Source organism: Psychroflexus longus (assembly GCF_020164595.1).
GTDB lineage: Bacteria > Bacteroidota > Bacteroidia > Flavobacteriales > Flavobacteriaceae > Psychroflexus > Psychroflexus longus.
Window position 1 is genome coordinate 208,538 of sequence record NZ_JAIQZE010000003.1, and the last position, 20,531, is coordinate 229,068.

General features: G+C 34.1%; 23 protein-coding genes. 6 read left to right on the forward strand and 17 right to left on the reverse strand.

Annotated elements, in window-relative coordinates; genetic code table 11:
• Position 1: 1 nt before the first annotated feature.
• On the reverse strand, positions 2–298 hold the full coding sequence (locus LB452_RS04885) for a putative quinol monooxygenase (protein ID WP_224460607.1): 297 nt from the start codon (positions 296–298) through the stop codon (positions 2–4).
• A gap of 1 nt (position 299) precedes the next feature.
• On the reverse strand, positions 300–1,130 hold the full coding sequence (locus LB452_RS04890) for an SAM hydrolase/SAM-dependent halogenase family protein (protein ID WP_224460608.1): 831 nt from the start codon (positions 1,128–1,130) through the stop codon (positions 300–302).
• Between the two features lie 96 nt (positions 1,131–1,226).
• On the opposite strand from LB452_RS04890, the gene LB452_RS04895 reads away from it, so the two are divergent.
• Complete coding sequence (locus LB452_RS04895) at positions 1,227–2,180, forward strand: PhoH family protein (RefSeq protein ID WP_224460609.1); 954 nt, start codon at positions 1,227–1,229, stop codon at positions 2,178–2,180.
• Between the two features lie 3 nt (positions 2,181–2,183).
• Entirely contained in the window at positions 2,184–3,134 is a 951-nt protein-coding gene (locus tag LB452_RS04900) for a phosphoribosylaminoimidazolesuccinocarboxamide synthase (protein WP_224460610.1), read from the forward strand.
• Here LB452_RS04900 and LB452_RS04905 read toward each other — a convergent pair.
• The 6 genes from LB452_RS04905 to LB452_RS04930 form a co-directional block, all read right to left on the reverse strand.
• Positions 3,131–3,532 carry a DUF4174 domain-containing protein gene (locus LB452_RS04905; protein ID WP_224460611.1) on the reverse strand — a complete coding sequence of 134 codons (402 nt, stop codon included), beginning with the start codon at positions 3,530–3,532 and terminating at the stop codon, positions 3,131–3,133. The genes LB452_RS04900 and LB452_RS04905 overlap by 4 nt on opposite strands.
• Complete coding sequence (locus tag LB452_RS04910; RefSeq protein WP_224460612.1) at positions 3,529–4,089, reverse strand: RNA polymerase sigma factor; 561 nt, start codon at positions 4,087–4,089, stop codon at positions 3,529–3,531. Before LB452_RS04910 ends, LB452_RS04905 begins: the two co-directional genes overlap by 4 nt.
• On the reverse strand, positions 4,080–5,180 hold the full coding sequence (locus LB452_RS04915) for a glycosyltransferase (protein ID WP_224460613.1): 1,101 nt from the start codon (positions 5,178–5,180) through the stop codon (positions 4,080–4,082). Before LB452_RS04915 ends, LB452_RS04910 begins: the two co-directional genes overlap by 10 nt.
• Positions 5,181–5,199: 19 nt before the next feature.
• The gene (locus LB452_RS04920; protein WP_224460614.1) at positions 5,200–5,406 is read right to left on the reverse strand and encodes a membrane or secreted protein; all 207 of its coding nucleotides are present in this window, start codon (positions 5,404–5,406) and stop codon (positions 5,200–5,202) included.
• An 85-nt stretch (positions 5,407–5,491) separates the two neighbouring features.
• Positions 5,492–6,505 carry a UDP-N-acetylmuramate dehydrogenase gene (gene murB, locus LB452_RS04925; RefSeq protein WP_224460615.1) on the reverse strand — a complete coding sequence of 338 codons (1,014 nt, stop codon included), beginning with the start codon at positions 6,503–6,505 and terminating at the stop codon, positions 5,492–5,494.
• On the reverse strand, positions 6,506–7,699 hold the full coding sequence (locus LB452_RS04930; protein WP_224460616.1) for a pyridoxal phosphate-dependent aminotransferase: 1,194 nt from the start codon (positions 7,697–7,699) through the stop codon (positions 6,506–6,508).
• A 134-nt stretch (positions 7,700–7,833) separates the two neighbouring features.
• Here LB452_RS04930 and LB452_RS04935 point away from each other — a divergent pair, with 134 nt between their 5' ends.
• Positions 7,834–9,165, forward strand: a complete 1,332-nt coding sequence (locus tag LB452_RS04935; RefSeq protein ID WP_224460617.1) for an aspartyl protease family protein — start codon at positions 7,834–7,836, stop codon at positions 9,163–9,165.
• A gap of 11 nt (positions 9,166–9,176) precedes the next feature.
• On the opposite strand, the gene LB452_RS04940 is transcribed toward LB452_RS04935, so the two are convergent.
• Entirely contained in the window at positions 9,177–9,548 is a 372-nt protein-coding gene (locus LB452_RS04940) for a DUF1573 domain-containing protein (protein WP_224460618.1), read from the reverse strand.
• Positions 9,549–9,662: 114 nt separating this feature from the next.
• On the opposite strand from LB452_RS04940, the gene LB452_RS04945 reads away from it, so the two are divergent.
• Positions 9,663–12,290 carry a valine--tRNA ligase gene (locus LB452_RS04945; protein ID WP_224460619.1) on the forward strand — a complete coding sequence of 876 codons (2,628 nt, stop codon included), beginning with the start codon at positions 9,663–9,665 and terminating at the stop codon, positions 12,288–12,290.
• Positions 12,291–12,346: 56 nt separating this feature from the next.
• On the opposite strand, the gene LB452_RS04950 is transcribed toward LB452_RS04945, so the two are convergent.
• From LB452_RS04950 to rsfS, 6 genes are all read right to left on the reverse strand, one after another.
• Positions 12,347–12,655: an acyl-CoA-binding protein gene (locus LB452_RS04950; RefSeq protein ID WP_224460620.1), complete on the reverse strand. Its 309-nt coding sequence runs from the start codon at positions 12,653–12,655 to the stop codon at positions 12,347–12,349.
• Positions 12,656–13,315, reverse strand: coding sequence for a phosphatidylserine decarboxylase family protein (locus LB452_RS04955; protein WP_224460621.1), 660 nt, complete (start codon positions 13,313–13,315; stop codon positions 12,656–12,658).
• Positions 13,305–14,105: a phosphatidate cytidylyltransferase gene (locus LB452_RS04960; RefSeq protein ID WP_224460622.1), complete on the reverse strand. Its 801-nt coding sequence runs from the start codon at positions 14,103–14,105 to the stop codon at positions 13,305–13,307. Before LB452_RS04960 ends, LB452_RS04955 begins: the two co-directional genes overlap by 11 nt.
• 3 nt (positions 14,106–14,108) lie before the next feature.
• On the reverse strand, positions 14,109–14,714 hold the full coding sequence (locus LB452_RS04965; RefSeq protein ID WP_224460623.1) for an LUD domain-containing protein: 606 nt from the start codon (positions 14,712–14,714) through the stop codon (positions 14,109–14,111).
• Positions 14,715–14,829: 115 nt separating this feature from the next.
• Complete coding sequence (gene ftsH, locus LB452_RS04970) at positions 14,830–16,881, reverse strand: ATP-dependent zinc metalloprotease FtsH (RefSeq protein ID WP_224460624.1); 2,052 nt, start codon at positions 16,879–16,881, stop codon at positions 14,830–14,832.
• A gap of 18 nt (positions 16,882–16,899) precedes the next feature.
• Positions 16,900–17,271, reverse strand: a complete 372-nt coding sequence (rsfS, locus tag LB452_RS04975) for a ribosome silencing factor (protein ID WP_224460625.1) — start codon at positions 17,269–17,271, stop codon at positions 16,900–16,902.
• An 89-nt stretch (positions 17,272–17,360) separates the two neighbouring features.
• Between rsfS and LB452_RS04980 the strand changes: the two genes are divergently transcribed.
• On the forward strand, positions 17,361–18,092 hold the full coding sequence (locus LB452_RS04980; RefSeq protein ID WP_224460626.1) for a biotin--[acetyl-CoA-carboxylase] ligase: 732 nt from the start codon (positions 17,361–17,363) through the stop codon (positions 18,090–18,092).
• A gap of 20 nt (positions 18,093–18,112) precedes the next feature.
• Here LB452_RS04980 and LB452_RS04985 read toward each other — a convergent pair whose 3' ends face one another.
• Positions 18,113–19,213 (reverse strand): acyloxyacyl hydrolase, encoded by a 1,101-nt coding sequence (locus LB452_RS04985; protein ID WP_224460627.1) that lies wholly within the window; start codon positions 19,211–19,213, stop codon positions 18,113–18,115.
• Positions 19,214–19,443: 230 nt separating this feature from the next.
• Between LB452_RS04985 and rpsU the strand changes: the two genes are divergently transcribed.
• Complete coding sequence (rpsU, locus tag LB452_RS04990; protein ID WP_224453900.1) at positions 19,444–19,638, forward strand: 30S ribosomal protein S21; 195 nt, start codon at positions 19,444–19,446, stop codon at positions 19,636–19,638.
• A 58-nt stretch (positions 19,639–19,696) separates the two neighbouring features.
• Here the strand turns inward: rpsU and LB452_RS04995 are convergent, their stop codons facing one another.
• Positions 19,697–20,494, reverse strand: coding sequence for a DUF2797 domain-containing protein (locus LB452_RS04995; protein ID WP_224460628.1), 798 nt, complete (start codon positions 20,492–20,494; stop codon positions 19,697–19,699).
• Between the last annotated feature and the right edge of the window lie 37 nt (positions 20,495–20,531).

Below are 20,531 nucleotides of genomic sequence, written 5' to 3' on the forward strand. Positions count from 1 at the left end.
ATCAATCTAATTCTACGAGTTTGTTCAGACTCCACGCCTCCGCTTTGTCTGAAAATTTTGCTTTAGTAGCTTTCCATACTTCAGCAAATAAATCTGAGTGTCGGTAAGCATTCAAATGAGACTCGGACTCCCAATAGCTGTAAGTGAAGAATATATTAGGATTTTTTTGATCTTGATAGAGTTCTAACCGCCGGCAACCCTCAAAATAACGTATTTTCTTTTTATTTTTTTCAAAAAGGTTCTGGAAGTCTCCAATAGCTTCAGGAGCAAACTGCATTTTCACTATTCTTACAAGCATTCTATAAAAATTTTATGGTGAGCGTGTCCAGATATTTTATCCCAAATAAACTAGAAGCACAACCTACACTTAAAGGATTACTTTTGTAAATAGCAAGTTCTAAAAAATCTGATGAATTAAACAAAGCAATTTTTTTTCCTTCCATTTCTCTGTTTTCTTTAGGAACGTTGAAGTTGATTGCATCGGAATAATTGGAATACACATTTTTGAACTTTGTAGACCTTGCAGAAATCAATACTTCTCTTCCTCTAGCGATTGATTTGAAAAGTTTCTTACTTACGTTTGAAACCACATTGCCGAAATTATCGATGTAAATAATATGTCCGATAATCTGGTCTTGCTGTTGATTAACGATGGGTTTCACATGCGTAAGCTCATTCATGTTGGGGATAGCTTTTCCAATCACATCTAAGTCACCACCTCTGGAAATGTGAGCGGCTACACTGATAAATACATCCAGGATTTTAGATTTCTTTTCAAAATTATTGTGAATATTGATTTCAACAATCTTATCTGGTTTTATTTCAGAAGAAATAAGGGATAAAATGCCATTGTCGGCACATATAAAATAGTGCCCATCCAGATATATAGCAAGATGTTTATTCTCTGGTGTCAATTCAGAATCTACCCCAATGATGTGTATGGAGTTTTCTGGAAAGTTATGGTAAGCGTTTTTTATAATGTAAGCAGCTTCCGTGTAGTTGAAGGGAGAAATTTCATGAGAAATGTCTATAATTTGAACCTGATCTAATTCGCACAAAAGAGCCCCTTTTACGGCGGCAACGGAGTGATCCTTAAGTCCAAAATCAGTAGTAAGAGTTATGATAGGCATTTAATAGACAGTTAATAATTGGATGCTCATTTTAGTCAAAAAAATGCGTAAATTTGCTATGCGAATTTATTATTTTTAAAACAAAAATCAGCGCTTTTGAATGAACTTATTTTAGAACTCTCAGAAATTAATCCAAGAGAATTTTTTGGACACCACAACGTTAATATTGAACTTATTAAAAAGTACTATCCCCAACTCAAACTTGTAGCCAGAGGAAATAAAATTAAGGTTTTTGGTGATGATGAGCGTCTAGAAGAATTTGAAGTGCGTTTCGAAATGCTAACCGACCACTTTTCCAAGTTCAATTCTATAGATGAAAATGCGATAGAGAGAATTCTTACAAGTCAATCTAAAGCTGATTATGAAGCACCGGTTTCTTCTGGAGCTGTTTTGGTTCATGGCATAGGGGGTAGGCTCATAAAAGCACAGACGGCCAACCAAAGGAAATTGGTAGAATTGATGAATACTAATGACATGGTATTCGCAATTGGTCCTGCAGGTACAGGTAAAACTTATACAGGTGTGGCACTGGCTGTTCAAGCACTTAAAAATAAACAAGTAAGAAGAATTATATTGACTCGCCCTGCTGTTGAAGCCGGAGAAAACCTTGGATTTTTACCCGGAGATTTGAGAGAGAAACTGGATCCATATATGCAACCCCTTTACGATGCACTAAGGGATATGATTGCTCCAGAAAAGCTTGAAAGTTATATTGAAAAAGGTACAATTCAAATCGCACCTCTTGCGTTTATGAGGGGTAGGACATTGGACAATGCGTTTGTCATTTTGGATGAAGCTCAAAATACAACACATCCACAGATGAAAATGTTTTTGACAAGGATGGGAAAAAATGCAAAATTCATGATCACCGGAGATCCCGGTCAGGTGGATTTACCAAAACGAGCAATCTCAGGTCTTAAAGAAGCACTTCTTGTTCTCAAAGACATTAAAGGCATTGGTATGATTTACCTGGACGACAAAGATGTCATTCGTCACCGTCTCGTCAAAAAAGTAATTTCTGCTTACAAAGCTATAGAAAATCAGGATTAAATTATGAGTAAAACACTTACATCCACCCAGTTTCAACTTCCAAATCAGGTTGATTTTTATAAAGGAAAAGTAAGAGAAGTATATACACTCTCCAATGATAAAATTGTAATAGTAGCCACAGATAGACTTAGTGCCTTTGATGTAGTTTTGCCTCAGGGCATTCCTTACAAAGGTCAAATTCTTAATGAAATTGCTTCTGAAATGCTTAAGGCATCAGAAGATATTGTGCCAAATTGGCTTGAAGCAGTTCCAGACCCCAATGTAAGTGTGGGTGTGAAATGTGAACCTTTCAAAGTGGAAATGGTAGTCAGAAATTATCTGGTTGGTCATGTGGCCAGAGAATACTCAGCTGGGAAACGAGAGCTTTGCGGAGTGAAACTTAAAGAAGGATTGAAACTCAACGATAAGTTCGATGCTCCAATCATAACACCAACTACCAAAGCAGAGCAAGGTGACCATGATCAAGATATTTCTAAAGAAGACATATTAAGCCAAGGCATTGTAAGCAAAGAAGACTACGAAATTTTAGAAGACTACTCACTTAAATTATTTCAAAGAGGAACTGAACTTGCTGAAAAACGAGATTTACTCTTAGTGGATACCAAATATGAATTTGGAAAAACTCCAGAGGGCCAGATTGTAGTCATAGACGAAATTCATACTCCGGATTCTTCCCGTTATTTTTACAAAGATGGTTACGAGCAAAGACAGGCAAAAAGCGAAAAGCAAAAGCAATTGTCCAAAGAATTTGTAAGAGAGTGGCTCATGGAGAATGGTTTTCAAGGTAAAGAAGGTCAAAAAATTCCAGATCTTACTCCAGAAGTTGTGTCTTCCATAAGTGATAGATATATTGAACTTTACGAAAAAATTACTGGTAAAGCATTTGAAAAAGCAGATGTCATTTCTATCAAAACAAGAATTCTAAATAACATCAAAGGCTATTTGAACTCTTAATTTCTTCTCATCTCCGCTTGTCTCATGGGCATTCGATCTACAAGATTAAAAATTTGTTGAGGTTGGATAAAGTCTGTAAAGGTTTGTTTTACGCTCTTATCTAAACCTATGAGGTATGTTTTTGGGTTTAAGGTTGCTGAGTAATCAGATTTATTATCATTTAGAAATTTTTCGCTTCTTTCACTAGGATTGATGATTGGCTCAACTTTACCATCGATGATTGTATAAACTGCAAGTCTTCTTTTTTCCAGCTCCATTGAATTCTTTTCCAGTAAATCAATTTGATTTTGAATTTCCAAATTTTGTTCTGAAGATACTATTACTATAATTCTTCTGTCATTAAACCCCTGTGGAGTTGACATAAAACTGAAAAGTATAATTGATAAAGCTAATTTCATAATCCATTTTGTTTTTGATTTATAATTTCAGCAAGTAGTTTTTTTGCTCTCAAAAGTCTCACTTTTACATTGGTAATGGGTTGCTCGGTTCGAACTGCAATTTCCTTATAGCTCATTTCACTAAAGAATCTCAACTCAATAACTTCTCTGTAATGAGGCTGTAATTCTTTAATTTGACCTAACAGATTACTAAGGTTCTGTTCTTTAATTATTTTATCTTCAACCGTAGGTTCTGCATCTGCTATTTGCGATACTCCAAAAGTCTCTATTTCCGAGGTTTTGAGTTTCTGTTTACGCGTTAGATCGATGTGAATATTTTTGGATATCGTAATGAGCCAGGTTTTGAATTTAAAGCTATCCTCATAAGTGTCTATTTTATCAAAAGCCCTTGCAAAAGTTTGCACCGTAACCTCTTCAGCTTCGTAAGCATCTCTGGTGCGTTTTAACTGAAACCTGTAAACATCATCCCAAAAATGATTCAAAAGAGCTCTAAATGCTTTTTGATCTGCTTGTTTTGCCCTGTTAATAAGTTCTTGTACGTCAGGTTTTACTGCCACGTTTTTTGTTTTTGAAATTTATCGTGTATGCCTAAGCCTAATTGCAAAATAAGTAAACATGCTTCTAAGATAGGCCAAAGCAGCAAAACTTGCTTAGAAACTTTTAAAACTCTTGCATAACTTATAATTGAAAGACTTTTTATAACCAAAGCAATTAATAAAATCATTACTGCTGTTTTCGAATACTGACTAAAAGCTAAAATCAAGAAACTGATCCAGAAGGCTAACTGAAAAAAATGATGAGTTCCTAAGAATAATTGACTCTTAATACTATAATGAACTGCGGTAGAGTAGTGTCTTAACTTTTGTTTCCACCAGGTACTCCAGGTCGTTTTAGGCTGGCTTAAAACAAAACTTTCAGGATCTAAACACACCGTAATTTGTGATTTATCTTCAACACTTTGAATCAAGAGATCATCATCACCAGAAGTTAATTGCTCTTCATTATCGAAGTTTTCACTTTTTAAAAATAAGTCTTTCGAGTACATCACATTTCTACCAACACTCATATAAGCCTTGTTTTTAATAGCCTGAGTTAAATACAATCCCGCAGTCTGTAGGGTCTCAAATTGAATGATTAAATTCAGAAACGAAGAATGGCGAGTGTATGGAGAATATCCAAGAACACAGGATTTTGATTCTGAAATTTGATTTACCATGCTAGAAATCCATTCTTTTGAAACTGGTTTACAATCAGCATCCGTCAATAGTAGCAAGTCGTATTTTGAAGATAGGACTCCCATTTTTAAAGCTATGCGTTTGGAATTTGAAGATTCCGCTTCAGACTTTATTAATCTTAAATTAGCAAATTGTTTTTGAAGTTCCTGTACGACTTCCGAAGTAGAATCAGTAGAATTGTCATCTACTATGAGAGTTTCAAATTGACTGTAACTCTGTTCTAAAACAGATAATAAGTTTTTGGATAGATTTGATTCCTCATTTTTTGCACAAATAATAATACTTACAGGTATTGATTGACTTTCACTATCTAGAGAAAGCTTACGATGTTTTAGTAATCTAAAGGCAATTTTAAATTGCTGAACTAAAATGTAGAGGGCTGAAATCAAGAATAAGATGAATATGAATTTCAACCATTGAAAGATTTAATTGCTATTTAGCTTTTTCTACGCCACCACAATCCGCTTGTTCATCTGGCATTTTACCACAATAACTGCAAGATTCACCGCTTTTATTTAAAAAAGGACTTTGACTTGCGCAAGTTCCTGAAAACTTTCCGTCTTTTTTACCCCAGATTTTTATAGCTATTCCAGCTACTGCTAATCCTAAAAGTACAATTGATATAAGTAATAATTTCATACTGCAAATTTAATAAAAGTCAAACTTATTGGAAGTGAAATGGGATATTATCTCTTTTTTTTAACTTATAACTGAATTATGACATTCAAAAAATATTTACTTCAGTTTCTAATTTGATTTTGAATTTCTTTTCGACTTCTTTTTTGACATGTTCTGACAATTCATGAACTTCCTTACCACTTGCATTGCCGTGATTGACCAATACCAATGCTTGTTTGGAATGAACACCTGCATCTCCTTTCCTGTATCCTTTTAGCCCCGTTTTTTCTATTAGCCATCCCGCAGGAATTTTGACAGAGCTTTCATCAATCTTATAAAAAGGTACATCCGGGAAACTTTTTTGAATATTTTCTAAAATTGAAAACGCAACTATAGGATTTTTGAAAAAACTTCCGCTATTTCCAATTTGATTTGGATCTGGAAGTTTAGATTGTCTTATGGCAATTATAGCTCTTGAAACATCCTGGATGGTGGGTGATGAGATCTTTTTAGACTCTAATTCATTTTGAATGGAACCGTAGTCAATATGAAGAATATGATCTTTTTTGGTTAATTTAAAAACTACACTTGTAATGATGTATTGGTTTTTAAACTTGGTTTTAAAGACTGAATCTCTATATCCAAATCTGCAATCTTTCGTGTAAAATCTTTTTTTGTTGAGGGTTTGCCTATTGATGGTTTCACAATAAGACATGGTATCTTTCAATTCAACACCATAAGCACCTATATTTTGAATGGGTGAAGTTCCTACATTTCCCGGTATCAGTGAAAGATTTTCTAAACCCCCGTAACCTTTTTCCAGACAATATAGAACAAAGTCATGCCAATTTTCTCCTGCATTAGCTTTTAAAAGAACATGATGATCATCTTCTTCTACGATCTCAATTCCTTTCAAGTTGATATGCAGTACAGTTTTATTAATGTCTTGGGTGAGAAGCATATTACTGCCTCCACCCAAAACAAATAATTCTGAAGCATAAAAACGTCTCAATATTTCTATAAGCTCTTCTTCACTCTCAATTGAAATAAATTGATAAGCATTCACGTCAATACCAAAAGTGTTGTAAGGCTTTAGTGAAACATCTTTATTCAGCTCCATTTATCTACTGGTATAAGCCTGGAGCGCCATTTTCAAAATTGAAACTGCTTTGAGTAAATTTTGTTTTTCAAGAACATAAGCAATTCTAATTTGATTGAGACCAGTTCCAGGTGTAGAGTAAAATCCTGCTGCAGGTGCTACCATTACAGTTTCACCATTCACATCAAATTCTGATAGCATCCATTTTGCAAAATCTTCTGTGTCTTCTACAGGAAGTTCCACAACACAGTAAAAAGCACCTTTAGGTTTGGCTACGTTTACTCCATCGATTGCCTCTAAAGCTTCAATAAGAGTGTCTCTTCGATCTGTATACTCTTTATTGATTTCAAGAAAATAATCTTGTGTTGTATCCAAAGCAGCTTCACTTGCGATTTGGGCGAATGTAGGAGGGCTCAACCTTGCTTGTGCAAACTTAAGTGCAGTTGCCATCAATTCTTTATTTCTGGAGACCATACATCCAATACGAGCTCCACACATGCTGTAACGTTTGGAGACAGAATCTACCATAATGGCATGCTCTTTCAACTCTGGTAATCCCATGATTGAATGATGTTCCACACCATCGTAAACAAATTCTCTGTATACTTCATCGGCTACTAAAAATAGATCGTGCTTAAGAGCTAAATCTGCTAATTTTTGAATTTCCTCTTTCGTATATAAGTATCCTGTTGGATTTCCAGGATTACAGATGATGATCGCTTTTGTTCTGTCTGTAATTTGCTCTTCAAACTCACTGATGGGAGGGAGGGCAAAATTATTTTCAAAATGAGATTCTACAGGCTTCACGGTGACTCCGGAAGCAACTGCAAATCCATTGTAATTTGCATAAAAAGGTTCCGGGATAATTACCTCATCTCCAGGATCTGTTATACTTCCCATTGTAAAAAGGAGCGCCTCAGAGCCACCTGTAGTTACGATAAGATCTTCGGCGTCAATATCAATTCCGTTATTGACATAATATTTGGCTAGTTTCTTTTTATAAGACTCAAATCCTGAAGATGGACTATAGGATAAGATATCCAGATCGTTATTTTTAACGGCATCTAAGGCAACTTGTGGAGTTGCAATATCCGGTTGTCCAATATTCAAAAAATATATCTTTTTTCCTTCCTCAACTGCTTTATTAGCAAAAGGAGCCAATTTTCTAATTGGAGATTGAGGCATTTCTAGCCCTTTAAAGGATAATTTAGGCATAATTTAATTTTTTACAAATGTGGTGATTTTAAATAGTAACTGCAAGATTCACAATGTTCAAAACCGTCTAAAAAAGATTTAAAGAGTTACTAAAAATATTTTTAAAGTTTTATTTCACATTATCTTTGAAGTTCATGAATAGATTGAAATATAGAGCGGTTATTTTTTTGATTTTTGCAGTTTTTAATTGTATTCAAATTCGCTCTCAAGATGAATTCAAATTTGCTGATCAAGACAAAAGAGCTGTAACTTTAAAGTTTAAGTCTTTGAATAATTTGATCATTCTTCCAGCAACCCTAAATGGTGAATCAATCAATTTTCTAGTTGATACAGGCGTCAATAAAACAAAGGTTTTTGCTGAGGTGAAAGATTCTACAGTTTTGGAGCGTGCTGAGTTTATATCGCTCAGAAGCCTTGGTAGTTCTGATCCTGTAAAAGCATACAAAACCACAGATAATACGATTGATTTTGGACCTATTTACGGGGATAATCAGGAAGTCTATTATATCATAGATCAAAGATATGATCTTGCAAGTAAGCTAGGGATTAACGTACAGGGTATAATTGGCTATGACCTTTTAAAGCATTTTATATTCAGATTAAACTACAATCGAAACAGTCTAAGAATTTATCAGCATGATAAATTCAATCGAAAATTAAGACGATTTGAGAAGCTGGAATTTAGGACTATTCGAAATAAGCCGCATTTGCAATTACCAGTAAAATTTCTAGACGGCTCAAATAAAGAATTAGTGTTTTTACTTGATACCGGTTCGAGTGACGCGTTCTGGATTTTTGAAAATGATGAAATCACCGCTCCAAAGAATTCTTTTGAAGATTACGTTGGATATGGACTGGAACTCGTAGTAAGCGGTAAAAGATCCAAGCTTAAATCAGTGAACATTGGTAATTATGATTTAGAAATGCCAAGAGTTGCTTATATAGATTCTACTTCAGCAAAATTGTTTACCGCAGATCGGTATAAAAATGGCATAATAGGCAGCGAAATATTGAGACGATTTGTAACCTTTTTTGACTATAATAATAGAAATGTATACATAAAGTCCAGTGCGTCATATAATGACAATTCAAATTATGACCGTAGCGGTTTAATTTTGTTATTTGTCGGTGAAGAAATAAGATCAGTGAAGACGCCAATTTTAGTTAAAATTGATGAAGAAACTAATTACAGTAAAACAAACACAGCTAAAGATTTTGAAATTCGACTGGAAATATCAAAAATTCTTGAAGTCGTAAAAATAAGGCCTAACTCTCCTGCTTCAGAGATTGATATTCTTGAAGGTGATCGCATCCTAAAATTAGATGGAAAAAACGTGAATAGGATGAATCTTGAAGAAATAAATAATCTCCTTAGAAGCGAAGAAGGAAAACGTATCAAAATTCAGCTTCAAAGAGGGAAAGCAATCTTGAAGAGAGAATTGTTTTTAAGGTCTCAACTCAATTGATTACCGATAAGCTAATCCACTACTTTGCCTATAAGCTTTAGGGATATGGTATTGTTTTTATTTGATGTGAAAACACTCACAGTTTTCCGTATTGGACCTTTGCAGTCAGAGTCGTATGTAATTGTAATAGTTCCCTTTTCTTTAGGGGCATAGCTTCTTACACTTAAAGAATCGATGACAATGCATCTATTTTCTCCGTGTACTTTTAAAATTTCAATAATTGATTCTGAAGTGTTGGTAAAATTGAACGTTGCTTTTGCGTTCGATTTTGAATTGATAATTCCAAAATCATGGCTGGTCGTTTTAAAGCTTAAGCCTTTGTTTTCTTGGCTAAAAAACAACATAGGCATGAATATTAACGATAGGAGGATTAGTTTTTTCATATAGTAAATATACTTAAGATTTTTCAAACACTAAATTCTTATCATATTTCAAATCTTAATTTTTTTAGTTTAGTGACTTATCAGTAATTTCGCCATTAAAAATTAAGTAATCGCATGTCAAGCAAACTTGAATACAATTCAAAAGAATCAGAACAAAAATGGTATTCTTACTGGGAAGAAAATAATTTCTTTCATTCTGAAGTAGATGAAAGAGAATCCTACTCTATAGTTATACCACCTCCAAATGTAACAGGTGTATTACACATGGGACATATGCTTAATAACACTATACAGGATGTACTTGTAAGACGTGCGCGTTTGCTTGGGAAAAATGCATGTTGGGTCCCAGGAACAGATCATGCGTCTATCGCTACAGAAGCTAAAGTTGTTGCAAAACTTAAAACTGAAGGCATTTCAAAATCAGATCTTAGCAGGGAGGAATTTCTCAGCCATGCCTGGGATTGGACTAATGATTACGGAGGCAGGATTTTGAATCAGCTGAAAAAGCTTGGTGCTTCTTGTGACTGGGAAAGAACAAAATTTACGCTTGATAAAGATATGTATGAATCTGTGATTCAGTCTTTTATAGATTTACATAACAAAGGCTTGATATATAGAGGTTACCGGATGGTAAACTGGGATCCAGAAGCACAAACGACTCTCTCCGATGAGGAAGTCATCTATGAAGAAAAACAAGGTAAGCTTTATTATGTGTCATATGATTTGGAAAATTCTGAAGAAAAATTGACCATAGCTACCACAAGGCCTGAAACAATTTTTGGTGATTCTGCCATTTGTATCAATCCCAACGATGAACGATTTACTCATCTCAAAGGGAAAAAAGCAATAGTTCCTATTATTGGGAGAAGTATCCCAATTATTGAAGACGATTATGTGGATATGGAGTTTGGTACTGGTTGCTTAAAGGTTACTCCGGCTCATGATGAAAACGATAAAATTCTTGGGGAAAAGCATGATCTAGCGGTTTATGACATTTTTAACCCTGATGCTACTCTCAATAGTTTCGGTTTAGATTATGAAGGTCAAGACCGATTTGAGGCCAGAAAGAATTTTGTAAGTGATCTTGATAAACAAGGCTTCTTGCTCAAGGTCGAAGATTATACCAATAAAGTTGGAACCTCTGAAAGAACCAAAGCAGTAATCGAACCTAGATTATCAGATCAATGGTTTCTCAAGATGAAAGACCTTGCTCAACCTGCAATTAAAGCAGTTCTTGAGTTCAATGATATAAAGTTACATCCTAAGAAGTTTGAGAATACTTATAAGCACTGGATGGAAAACATCAGAGATTGGAATATCTCCCGTCAATTGTGGTGGGGTCATCAAATTCCTGCGTACTATTTTGGCGCTGGTGAAAATGATTATGTAGTTGCCAAAACAAAGGAAGAAGCCTTAAAACTGGCTATCGAAAAATCTGGAAAATCGTTAGGATTGGAGGATTTGAGACAAGATGAAGATGTTCTGGACACCTGGTTCTCTTCATGGCTTTGGCCAATGAGTGTTTTTGATGGTATTCGTAATCCTGATAATAAAGAGTTTAAATATTACTATCCTACCAATGATTTGGTTACCGGACCAGATATTTTATTTTTCTGGGTTGCCCGTATGATCATGGCAGGCTATGAATATACAGACCAAAAACCTTTTGAAAATGTCTATCTCACCGGCTTAGTAAGAGATAAAAAAAGACAGAAGATGTCAAAGTCTCTTGGTAATTCTCCGGATGCATTAGAATTGATAGATACATACAGCGCCGATGGAGTGAGAGTGGGTCTGCTATTAAGTAATGCAGCTGGTAACGACTTACTATTCGATGAGTCTTTATGTCAACAAGGGAAAGGTTTTGGGAATAAAATCTGGAACGCCTTTAAATTGATCACTTCGTGGGAAGTTAGTGAAGAGATTGAGCAACCTGAATCTTCAAAAATTGCCATAGACTGGTATCAATCTGTTTTTCAATCTAAGTTAAGAGAACTGGAAGATCATTTTAGTAAATACAGAATTTCAGATGCGCTAATGACCAGTTATAAGTTAGTTTGGGATGATTTCTGTTCATGGTTTTTAGAACTTATAAAGCCAGATTACAAGCAACCGATTGATAAATCAACTTTGGTCGCTACAATTAAACTTTTTGAAGATAACTTGAAAATCCTGCATCCTTTTATGCCATTTATTACCGAAGAAATATGGCATCAAATTGAAGAAAGAAATCCGAGTAATGCCCTTACGATATCATACTGGCCTGAAGAAAAAGATTACAGTGAAAAACTAATTACAGAATTTTCTTTTGCTGCTGAAGTTATTTCTGGTATAAGAACTATTCGAAAAGAAAAAAATATAGCTTTTAAGAATCCAATTGATTTAGTAGTTCTCAACAATGAACCTGCTTCTGAAAATTTTGACTCTGTGATCTTGAAAATGGGAAATATTAAGAATCTATCTTATACAGATTCTCCTGTGGAAGGCAGTCTCACGTTTAGAGTAAAATCCAATGAATACTTTATACCAGTTGAAGGCGCCATTGATATTGAAGCTGAAAAGGGGAAACTGAAAGAGGAATTGAAGTATTATGAGGGATTTTTGAAATCTGTTGAGAAAAAACTTTCTAATGAAAGATTTGTAAACAATGCCCCCGAAAAAGTTGTAAGTATTGAAAAGCAAAAGAAAGAAGATGCTTTGGCACAAATTCAAACCATAACAAAAAGCTTACAAAATCTGTAAAACTAAAACAAAACGGTATAGAATAAAAAAGAGCGGCTTTGTAAAGCCGCTCTTTTTTATTCTATTTGAAATTCATCACCCAAATGTTTCTTTGCCAGTATGATATATTTTATTTTAGACTCCCTTCCAGAGAATTTTTTTACTTGAAACATAGCATTTGCTTTGAAAGCATTTACGAGCTCCTCACCATCATTTACTGCATTCTGGTTGACTTTTAAATCTGAATCATTTTTCGCATGCTTGTAGTAAGCATAAAAATAAAGCAAGACGTCTTGTGGAAATTTTTTATGAGTCTGGCTCACCTTGGAGTAGGCTGCTTCAAAAAGACGATCTATATTTTCTTCAGAATATTCTTCTAAATTCATTTAGGCCTTTTTAAAAATGACAGTCTTACCACCCTTTACAACATCATTTATTTTAACTGAAACTTCAGCGTCAACAGGTAAAAATAGATCAACCCTAGATCCAAACTTTATAAATCCAGAATCTTCACCCTGTACTGCTGTATGACCCTCTTTCGCGTAGTTGACAATTCTTCTTGCTACAGCTCCAGCAATTTGTCTGTAAAGTAAGTTTCCAAAATTTTTGGTTTCAATAACCACTGTTGTTCTTTCATTTTCTTCACTGGATTTAGGGTGCCATGCAACCAAGAACTTCCCTGGATGGTATTTATTATACAAAATCTTTCCACCTATAGGGTAACGAGTAACGTGAACGTTTATTGGTGACATAAAGATAGAGACTTGTAGTTTCTCTTCATTGACAAATTCAGGTTCAAAAACCTTTTCAATGGTCACCACTTTCCCATCTACAGGGGCTAAAATATGATCTTCGTTTTTTTGAATTTCTCGTTTTGGATTTCTGAAAAACTGAGCAACCAAAAAGAACAGGATAAACGATCCTGCAAAAATCAAAATGATAAGCCATTGCTGGCTTTTATCTATAAGTAAATTGGATAAAAGATTAATGATAATTAAACCTATTAAACTTGAAACAAGAATTTTATAACCCTCTTTATGAAACATAATCTAAAAGTAAAATGAAAATAAAAACAAATGTACTAGAAAAAAGCATACTATCCATTCGGTCAAAAATACCTCCATGACCAGGCATGATTTTACCACTATCTTTTACGTCTGCTTTTCTTTTGAATTTGGATTGGACCAAATCTCCAAGGGTTCCAAAGATGCTTACAATTATTGCAAGCATAATCCAGGCCCAAAGGGGAAGTAAATCAATATAGATAAAAATTAAATAGCTTATTATTATTGATGCAATTGCTCCGCCTAAAAAACCTTCAATTGTTTTTTTGGGGGAGATCCTTTCAAATAGTTTTGTTTTTCCAAAATTCTTTCCAACCAAGTAAGCAAATGAATCGTTTGTCCATATCAAAACAAAAGTTCCCACAAGAACGTATTCGTAGTCTTCTTTGTAAACAGGTATCATGGTTAAAAATATTATCGACGGAACTATATAGAAGAGGGTAAGCAAATGCTTTCTGCCATCAAAAATCGGAATATCATGAAGTGTGTATAAATCTTTCAATAGGAAGATTTTTACAACCAGTGTCATTGCCAGATACGCAATAAGCAGTGGCAAATAAATTTCTGTGAAATTAAAATAATACAGAAGCACTATGAGGGAGATGTAAGAAATAATGTTTCTAAACTTTAATAAAGTTTGGAATTCCCTTAGACATATAAAGCCAACAATTGTAAAAAAAAGAAGTAACAGATAATGACTTAAAAAAGCAGTGGATACTATTATAATGATATATAAAGCACCTGTAATGCTCCTTTTTAAAAGTTCTGACATTCTTTATAAATCTTCTAAGAGCAACAAATATAAATTTTTTGGTGTACTTCCATAGTTCATGAAATCAGAATCTTTGTTTTCATCAAAAGTTTTAATTGTTGTAATATTTGTAGGAAGATTTCTGTCGTGGCGTTTATTGATTTTTTGTAGCCCTTCACCAATAGTTTTGATGAGTTGACTCGTTTTAGCAATTATTATGAAATTGAGAGGAAGGTCTGACAGTTTTTTATCGCCTAACTGGCTAGAGCTTACCAAAATAGCTCCGGTGTTTGATATTAAAAATTCACAGTTTGACAGAAAAAAACATGCATTTAAATTTTTATTGAATGTAAGATGCGTATGCTCAAAATCTTGACGTATGGATTCATTGCTGCAATATACCTCACTGTGATCCCATTCATTCTCTTTTAAAATCTCAGAAAAATTAAGTCTTAGCTCATTTTCATTCTCACAATACAAGAATTTGCCCCCGTTTTTTTTAAAATTATGCATGAATTCTTCATCAACAGGAGTTTCGGGCTTAGGCATAAATTTGCCTATTTCGTTCCCATTTTCGTCGGTTACTTCTCCTATATTTTCTATGCCGAAGAGGCGTTTAAAGAAGTTCATAAAAATTGCATAAATTTTACTCAAATATACGTAAGTTTTAAATATAAAAAAAACCTGAAATTGATCACATCAATATCAGGCTTTTTTAAAAACTTTCACTATTGAGAGCGATTATTTAAGATTCGCTTTCAACTTTATCGTCTTTTTTGGAATCATTATCATCCTCAGTTTTTTCATCTTTTTGATCTGATTCTTTTTGTTTTGCCTTTTTCTCGTAAGAATTTATCATTTCTGGCTTCTTAAAAGGACGTTCACCAAAAATTTCTATCAAATTATCTTTGAAAATAACTTCCTTCTCCAAGAGTAATTCAGCTAGCTCAGTCAACTGATCTTTGTGCTTTGTCAGAATTTCTATAGCTCTTTTGTATTGTTCTTCGATTAATTTTGAAATCTCTTCATCAATTAATTCTGAAGTCTTATCGCTGTACGGCTTAGTAAAGTTATATTCTGACTGACCTGAAGAGTCATAATATGTTATGTTCCCAATTTTATCATTTAGTCCATAGATAGTAACCATGGCTTTAGCCTGCTTTGTCACTTTTTCTAAATCACTTAAGGCGCCCGTGGATATTTTGTCAAAGATTATCTTTTCGGCAGCTCGACCACCCATAGTGGCACACATCTCATCCAGTATTTGTTCTGTTCTTACTATCTGGCGTTCTTCAGGTAAATACCAGGCAGCCCCTAGGGATTGACCTCTAGGTACAATAGTAACTTTTACTAATGGTGCTGCATATTCCAACATCCAACTTACAGTAGCATGACCAGCTTCATGAAAAGCAATAGCACGTTTCTCTTCAACTGTCATGATCTTGTTTTTCTTTTCTAGTCCACCTACAATTCTGTCAACCGCATCTAGAAAATCTTGCTTACCAACAGCTTTGCTGTTATTTCGGGCTGCAATTAAAGCTGCTTCATTACACAAGTTTGCAATATCAGCACCAGAAAAGCCAGGAGTTTGTTTTGCTAAAAACTCTGTATCTAATTCATTATCTATCTTTTTAAGTGGCTTTAAGTGTACTTCAAAAATTTCTTCTCTCTCTCTTACATCTGGTAAATCCACATAAATTTGTCTGTCGAATCGACCAGCCCTCATCAAAGCCTTGTCAAGTACATCTGCACGGTTTGTTGCTGCAATAACAATGACATTGGTATTGGTTCCAAAGCCGTCCATTTCTGTTAGAAGTTGATTAAGAGTGTTTTCTCTCTCATCATTAGAGCCTGACATGTTTCCTTTACCTCTGGATCTACCAATAGCATCAATCTCATCAATAAATATGATAGATGGAGACTTGTCTTTAGCTTGTTTAAAGAGATCTCTTACTCTAGATGCTCCTACACCTACAAACATTTCCACGAAGTCTGACCCTGATAAAGAGAAGAATGGAACTCCAGCTTCACCGGCTACGGCTTTTGCAAGCAAAGTTTTACCAGTACCAGGAGGGCCTACAAGTAATGCTCCTTTTGGAATTTTTCCACCTAGGTTGGTATATTTGTCGGGATGCTTTAGGAAATCAACAATTTCTTGTACTTCATCTTTTGCGCCTTCTAATCCTGCGACATCTTTAAAAGAAGTCTTAACATCTTTCTTTTCATCAAACAATTTTGCTTTGGATTTGCCAATGTTGAAAAGTTGTCCGCCAGGACCACCGCCACCACCTTTACTCATTCGTTTCATAATGAAAATCCAGATGCCGACAATTAAAATGATAGGAAGTAAACCAATCAATATTTCACTAAAATAATTAGATCGTGTTTCGTAATAAACACGGGTATTCAGATTTTGTTCTTCTTTTATTTTTTCAATGGTATTCTCAAAATTTTGAAGATCTCCAAATTCAAATGAATAATCTGGAGCTCCAGAAGAAGCAAAAACTTGTTCATCATTAGAACCTGAGTGTACAGGTTTGGACTTAGCTTCCGTTGTTAGGAAAATTTCGGCTATTCTTGAATTTTTAATAATATTGACTTTGTCAACATCTCCTTCTTTTAAAAATTTCTCAAACTGAGCTGGACTTGTTTTTTCAGGATCACTGAATCCACTACCTCCAAAAAGCTGAACTCCTAAAAAGATAACTATAATTCCAATGTATATCCAATAAGAATTAAACTTAGGCTTTTTAGGATCTTTATTTTCGTTTTTCTTTTGCGTTGCTTTTTTAGCCATTCTCTACTTTTATCTTGTTTAGTAATTAGATTCAATAGACGTTATCTTAGCGTCTCCCCATAAGCTCTCAATATCGTAATATTCTCTGATCTGTTTTTGGAAAATGTGAACAACAACATCTACATAGTCCATTAAAACCCACTGTGAATTTTCTAGTCCTTCAACATGCCAAGGCTTGTCTTGAAATGCTTTACTTACAACTTTTCTTACGGAGCTTTCAATAGCATCTACTTGTGTATTGGAATTTCCAGAGCAGACAATAAAATAATCACAAACCGTGTTTTCAATCTCTCTTAAATCTATAATTTCAATATCATTACCCTTAATATCTTCTATACCTTGAATTATGTATGTAATAAGTTGATCTATTTGTTCTTTTTTTGTACTCATTAAAAGTTTAAATTTTAACGCAAAAATAGTTTTTTAATCCCTTTTTTTGCGCCAGTTAACAAAAGATTATTCGATATCTAACCGTTCTCATGAAAGTTGTCAAAGTTGATGCCACAAGTTCTACAAATAGCTTTTTAAAAGATTTTGTAAAAACACATTCTAAAGATCAAATGTACTGTGTAGTCGCTCATCATCAAATAGAAGGGAGAGGTCAGAGAGGGACTTCATGGGTGAGCGAACCGGGAAAAAACCTCACATTTAGTGTCTTCTTACCAGCTTTGAAGTCTATACATATTGATACTTTCAAGCTCAGTGCCCTTGTAGCTATGGCTATAAAAAATGTTTTAGTGAAGTATGACATTCCTAAACTTTCGATTAAATGGCCTAACGACATCCTGTCACATCAGTATAAAATTGGAGGGGTATTGATAGAAAATATGATGACTCAGAATAGAGAAGGTGCTAGCGTAGTGGGTGTCGGTCTCAATGTAAATCAAGACCATTTCACAGGTCTTCCAAATGCTTCTTCAATGAAATTAATGAGCAACACTTCTTTTGATCTCGATGATTTACTAGACAATTTGTTAGTGGAGTTTGAAAAAATCCCAGGCCTATTCAATTCCACGAGTTTGAAATCTATTCTTTCAACTTATTATGATTCCCTGTTTAAATATAATAAAGTGACAATGCTTCAATTTCCAGATGGAACTCTCATACAAGGTATAATTAGAGGTATTGATAACTATGGTAAGTTAGTGGTTGAATTTGACGAGGATCGACTTGAGTCTTATGATATCAAAGAAATTCAAATTAAATTCTGAAGCACCGGAATTGATTTTCTTTAAAAAGTATAGCCAATTCTAAAGTCAAAAAAATCTGCCACGTGACGGTGAGCTTTCAGATTAAAACCCGCGAAAATATGGTTTGAAAAATTGTAAGTCAGTCCGTAGCGCTGATAGATGTCATCGTTTATTCTGTAGTCATTATAATAGTAAGCACCTACGTGTTGACTAAAGGTTACTTTGCCAAGCCAAAACTCATGTCCTACCAATGCTGCAGCCTGTACAAAGTTATTATCCTCATTGTTTATTCGTATTTGTTTTCTTCTGGAATAATCAAAAATTATTTCTGTACCGCCAGAAATAGCACTTCTTCTCCCTATCCATTTGCTGAAATATCCAGCGATACCAAATACATAAAATTTATCCTGATCTCTTACTGTTGCATTACTCCATCCGGAAAAATTTGCAATTGATAGTCTTGAAAGCTTGTCTGGAGGTTTTCTGTTTTCAACTTTTTGAAAATCAGGAAAAAGAATAGGATTTAAGCTTTTATTAATTCTGAAACTAACCGAGGGAAAATTAATCCCTTTATTTGGAGCTTTGATGCCACCGTTGGAAGTGTGATTGTACTTTACCAAAATTCCGATATTCCATTCATTTGTCAGGCGGTAGTTTATGCCAGCTCCAGCCATTATGGCAAAACTCAAATTCGTACTATAAGATAAGTTTTGAGGATTATTTTCAAAATCAAAAGGTTTGGAGAGGTAAGCGCTACCTAGACCAGCTCTGAAAAAGAAATTCATTCGTTTATGAGTCCTAAAATAAGGCTCTACAAAACCCATAACAAGCAAACCGCTTCCCAGAATATCTGGATTATCCCAGGTCCAGTAGGCAGCTTCTACTCCGATTCTTGGCAGACAGTTGCAAAATTCCCAGGCATTTTTAGATAATAACATTTTACTCCATTCCATACCTATTCCAACTGGGAAAGCATTATCTAATTCTTTTAAATTTTCTGAATGTTGAAGAATATAAGCATAGTCAAAACTTACTCCAAGGATAGTGGGCATACTGTCGATTTTATTATTTTCGTTTTGAGACCAAACCACGATATTGGAGTTAATTAAATACAAGAGGATTATAGCAAATAGTTTTTTCATTTATCTGAAAATTATGTAGCGCATGTATTTAAATGCAATTGTTGCCATATTATGTCCTTTAGTCATAGGTTGTCTCTAGAATTGAGGAGTCAAATTGAAATTGATTCCCAGATTGAAATTATTAAAATAATAAATTCAGAAAAAATTGAAGTTGATAGTAAATTTGTAATTGAATTATCTATATTTGCAATTCGAAAATTCTAAGTCAACTGTAAATAATTAATCATTATATGTTAGTAGTTAAAGTAAAAGATGGTGAGAAAATTGAAAGAGCTCTTAAACGCTTAAAACGTAAGTTTAGAGATACCAAAGTTCTTCAAACACTTCGTGATAAAAAACAATTCACGAAAAAATCTGTAGAAAAAAGACAAAATCTTAAGAAAGCCCAATATATCCAGTCTTTAAGAGAGAAAGAGAATATGTAATAAGTTTTTTTAAGTTGATTATAACCCTGTGATATTTTTTATCACAGGGTATTTTTGTTTAGTATAATATCTCAAAATCTACTACATAGCCTTCACTGTTTCTCACATTAAAAACAATATCATTTTCAAAAATTAAATATTGCCCTTTAATGCCTTTCAGCTTTCCTTTATAACTATTATTTTTTTCCAGATTCAGGCTTTTTAGTTTCTTAGGGTATTCTATAACAGGAAAGTTAATATTGAATTCCTGACTAGTTGCTAAGTAATAATCTTTAGCCTCATCGGGTATAAACTCTTTTAATTTTTCTCTTTCTTCTACAAGGTCTTTATCCTGGATTTCATTTTTGAGCATGGTTCGCCAATTTGTCTTGTCAGCAACATGCTTTTTCAATTCCACTTCAGTTATACCTGCTAAATATCGGTTTGGTGTTTCCAATATGGCAATAGCCTCGTGCGCTCCTTGATCGATCCATCGCGTAGGAATTTGGCTTTTGCGAGTTACACCTACTTTTACATTACTGGAATTTGCTAAATAAACTATATGAGGCTGCAGCTGGACTTTTTTCTCATAATCCAAATCTCTGTCTTCTTCGTCAAGATGCGCCTTACTCAATTCTGGATGCATGATCCATTCACCAGCATTTGGAATTTCTTGAAAGCAATCATAACAAAACCCCTGTCTAAATATTTTTTTGTTTTTGCTGCAGTTAAGACACTGATATTCCACAAAGTGAAAAGCCACTTCTTTGTCCAATAATTGGTTTAAATGAACGACGTCGTTTTCAAATTCCAAAAAATAATCAACCTCTTGGTTACTCTCCGTTTTCATTTTTCTTAAGACTCCTCTATATTGCATTTTTTATTATGTTTGATGATTCTTGGTTACCTTATTA

Bases quoted from the DNA above. Each gene is read 5' to 3' on its own strand.
- LB452_RS04885 (WP_224460607.1), bottom strand. From the start codon at position 298: ATGCTTGTAAGAATAGTGAAAATGCAGTTTGCTCCTGAAGCTATTGGA.
- LB452_RS04890 (WP_224460608.1), bottom strand. From the start codon at position 1,130: ATGCCTATCATAACTCTTACTACTGATTTTGGACTTAAGGATCACTCC.
- LB452_RS04900 (WP_224460610.1), top strand. From the start codon at position 2,184: ATGAGTAAAACACTTACATCCACCCAGTTTCAACTTCCAAATCAGGTT.
- LB452_RS04905 (WP_224460611.1), bottom strand. From the start codon at position 3,532: ATGAAATTAGCTTTATCAATTATACTTTTCAGTTTTATGTCAACTCCA.
- LB452_RS04920 (WP_224460614.1), bottom strand. From the start codon at position 5,406: ATGAAATTATTACTTATATCAATTGTACTTTTAGGATTAGCAGTAGCT.
- murB (WP_224460615.1), bottom strand. From the start codon at position 6,505: ATGGAGCTGAATAAAGATGTTTCACTAAAGCCTTACAACACTTTTGGT.
- LB452_RS04930 (WP_224460616.1), bottom strand. From the start codon at position 7,699: ATGCCTAAATTATCCTTTAAAGGGCTAGAAATGCCTCAATCTCCAATT.
- LB452_RS04935 (WP_224460617.1), top strand. From the start codon at position 7,834: ATGAATAGATTGAAATATAGAGCGGTTATTTTTTTGATTTTTGCAGTT.
- LB452_RS04940 (WP_224460618.1), bottom strand. From the start codon at position 9,548: ATGAAAAAACTAATCCTCCTATCGTTAATATTCATGCCTATGTTGTTT.
- LB452_RS04945 (WP_224460619.1), top strand. From the start codon at position 9,663: ATGTCAAGCAAACTTGAATACAATTCAAAAGAATCAGAACAAAAATGG.
- LB452_RS04950 (WP_224460620.1), bottom strand. From the start codon at position 12,655: ATGAATTTAGAAGAATATTCTGAAGAAAATATAGATCGTCTTTTTGAA.
- LB452_RS04955 (WP_224460621.1), bottom strand. From the start codon at position 13,315: ATGTTTCATAAAGAGGGTTATAAAATTCTTGTTTCAAGTTTAATAGGT.
- LB452_RS04960 (WP_224460622.1), bottom strand. From the start codon at position 14,105: ATGTCAGAACTTTTAAAAAGGAGCATTACAGGTGCTTTATATATCATT.
- LB452_RS04965 (WP_224460623.1), bottom strand. From the start codon at position 14,714: ATGAACTTCTTTAAACGCCTCTTCGGCATAGAAAATATAGGAGAAGTA.
- ftsH (WP_224460624.1), bottom strand. From the start codon at position 16,881: ATGGCTAAAAAAGCAACGCAAAAGAAAAACGAAAATAAAGATCCTAAA.
- rsfS (WP_224460625.1), bottom strand. From the start codon at position 17,271: ATGAGTACAAAAAAAGAACAAATAGATCAACTTATTACATACATAATT.
- LB452_RS04980 (WP_224460626.1), top strand. From the start codon at position 17,361: ATGAAAGTTGTCAAAGTTGATGCCACAAGTTCTACAAATAGCTTTTTA.
- LB452_RS04985 (WP_224460627.1), bottom strand. From the start codon at position 19,213: ATGAAAAAACTATTTGCTATAATCCTCTTGTATTTAATTAACTCCAAT.
- rpsU (WP_224453900.1), top strand. From the start codon at position 19,444: ATGTTAGTAGTTAAAGTAAAAGATGGTGAGAAAATTGAAAGAGCTCTT.
- LB452_RS04995 (WP_224460628.1), bottom strand. From the start codon at position 20,494: ATGCAATATAGAGGAGTCTTAAGAAAAATGAAAACGGAGAGTAACCAA.